3 protein-coding genes and 1 pseudogene are annotated in these 2,239 nt (G+C 45.5%); 2 read left to right on the forward strand and 2 right to left on the reverse strand.

Annotated elements, in window-relative coordinates; all coding sequences use genetic code 11:
- Both HMPREF2572_RS15015 and HMPREF2572_RS02940 read left to right on the forward strand, forming a co-directional pair.
- Window positions 1-183, forward strand: a pseudogene (locus tag HMPREF2572_RS15015) (hypothetical protein); the annotation flags it as partial.
- Between the two features lie 81 nt (window positions 184-264).
- Window positions 265-540 carry an oxidative damage protection protein gene (locus tag HMPREF2572_RS02940; protein ID WP_003762149.1) on the forward strand — a complete coding sequence of 92 codons (276 nt, stop codon included), beginning with the start codon at window positions 265-267 and terminating at the stop codon, window positions 538-540.
- A gap of 821 nt (window positions 541-1,361) precedes the next feature.
- On the opposite strand, the gene rpsJ is transcribed toward HMPREF2572_RS02940, so the two are convergent.
- A complete protein-coding gene (gene rpsJ, locus HMPREF2572_RS02945) occupies window positions 1,362-1,673 on the reverse strand; it encodes a 30S ribosomal protein S10 (RefSeq protein WP_002642322.1) in 312 nt (103 codons plus the stop codon).
- Between the two features lie 17 nt (window positions 1,674-1,690).
- Window positions 1,691-2,239: EF-Tu C-terminal domain-related protein (locus HMPREF2572_RS02950; protein ID WP_246827751.1), on the reverse strand; the 549-nt coding region annotated here is incomplete at its 5' end.

Genomic DNA, 2,239 nt, shown 5'->3' on the forward strand with positions numbered 1-2,239 from the left:
GGTATGTGGAAAATCACCAGCTTTGACGGTGAGACCCGCCATTTCAATAAAGGCGAAATTTTCCCTGAAGGAGAAGGAGTACGGACACAAAAAGCACTTCTCGGACCCCAAATGGGCCTGACCATTTGGGAGCTGGTCAAAGGCGACCATAACGAGCCTTTGCGTAGAAAGGCAATGTGGTAAGCCCATCCCCGCCTTTCCGAACGTCAGCCGATACGTTAAAATATGCCTCGTCTGAAACCCCGTTTTTGAAGGAAAACCGCCATGACCCGTATGGTTCACTGCGTCAAACTCGGCAAAGAAGCCGAAGGTATGAAATTCCCACCGCTGCCCAACGAATTGGGCAAGCGCATTTTTGAAAATGTATCCCAAGAAGCTTGGAATGCGTGGACACGCCATCAAACCATGCTGATTAACGAAAACCGTTTGAGCCTCGCCGACCCACGTGCGCGCGAATATCTGGCACAACAAATGGAGCAGTATTTCTTCGGCGACGGCGCAGATGCCGTTCAAGGTTATGTACCGCAAGAGCCAAAATAACCCCTTGACACACTAAAAAGGTCGTCTGAAAACGAAAATCGGATTTCAGACGACCTTTTTGTATCAATAAACTTGCTGCAAAGCCGTTTCATTTTATAGTGGATTAAATTTAAATCAGGACAAGGCGACGAAGCCGCAGATAGTACAGATAGAGACCTTTGCAAAATTCCCCAAAATCCAGATAGTACGGAAAGGCGAGGCAGCGCCGTACTGGTTTAAAGTTAATCCACTATATTTCCGCTATTTCCGTATTTTCCCTATTCCTCTCCTCCGCAAAAGAGGATGAAAATACCAAAATCGCAACCGTTTATCAGCTTATCAAATTTACCGCCAGCTTATTGCATCCTTTGGACAAGAGTTGGCCGAATCGCAATAACCCATCAAAATTTGCCGTACTTCAATATAGGTTTCGCAAAAGCTCAAATGAATTTCGCCAATCATCTGTTTTCAGACGACCTCAACATGGTTTCTTTGACCTGCTGCACCTATGCTTTCAGACAACCTTTGTCCTGAATAAAGGGAGAAAACGTCGCGTAGGCTTTACCCACGGAAAGTGTTCAAAGAATTATTTATCTCACACCGGAACACCGGCTCCCCATACAAATACAAACCGATTTCCAATGATGCACATATCGATCTTTAACAGTAAGCAAGACCTAATAAAATTCAAAAACTCAATTCCATCGATGAAGTCTCGATTGTGCAAAATACCAATCAACAGAATGCCCTATTTCTATTTGAATCCACCATAAATGCTTCAATGGGTTAAAAAATAAAAAGCCGAACGGATAAACCATTCGGCTTTCTATCAAAAGCAACGATTATTGAACTTTAATTTCTACATCAACACCGGCTGGCAAGTCCAGTTTCATCAGTGCATCGGTAGTTTTGTCAGTCCAGTCCACGATATCCATCAGGCGCAAGTGGGTGCGGATTTCCAATTGTTCACGAGAAGTTTTGTTCACGTGTGGAGAACGCAGAATGTTGAAACGCTCGATTTTAGTCGGCAACGGAATCGGACCTTTTACAACGGCACCGGTACGTTTTGCAGTTTCAACAATTTCTTGAGCAGAACGGTCGATCAGGCTGTAATCATAAGCTTTCAGGCGGATACGGATTTTTTGGTTTGCCATTTATCAATATCCTTCAATTAAGCGATGATAGAAGAAACCACGCCTGCACCTACGGTACGACCACCTTCGCGAATCGCAAAGCGCAGACCTTCTTCCATAGCGATCGGTGCAATCAGTTCTACTGTGATCGCTACGTTCTCACCAGGCATAACCATTTCTACACCTTCTTCCAAAGTAACCGCGCCGGTTACGTCAGTAGTACGGAAGTAGAATTGTGGACGGTAGTTAGCGAAGAACGGAGTATGACGACCACCCTCTTCTTTGCTCAATACGTACACTTCTGCTTTGAATTTGGTGTGAGGAGTGATGGTACCCGGTTTAGCCAATACTTGACCGCGTTCCACTTCTTCGCGTTTGGTACCGCGCAGCAATACGCCTACGTTGTCACCGGCTTGACCTTCGTCCAGCAGTTTGCGGAACATTTCAACACCGGTACAAGTGGTTTTTTGGGTTTCTTTCAGACCTACGATTTCAATCTCGTCACCAACGTGGATGATACCGCGCTCTACACGACCGGTTACTACAGTACCACGGCCGGAGATAGAGAATACGTCTTCGATAGGCAA

The sequence above is a fragment of the Neisseria sp. HMSC064E01 genome, assembly GCF_001808875.1.
GTDB classification, from domain to species: Bacteria; Pseudomonadota; Gammaproteobacteria; order Burkholderiales; family Neisseriaceae; genus Neisseria; species Neisseria sicca_A.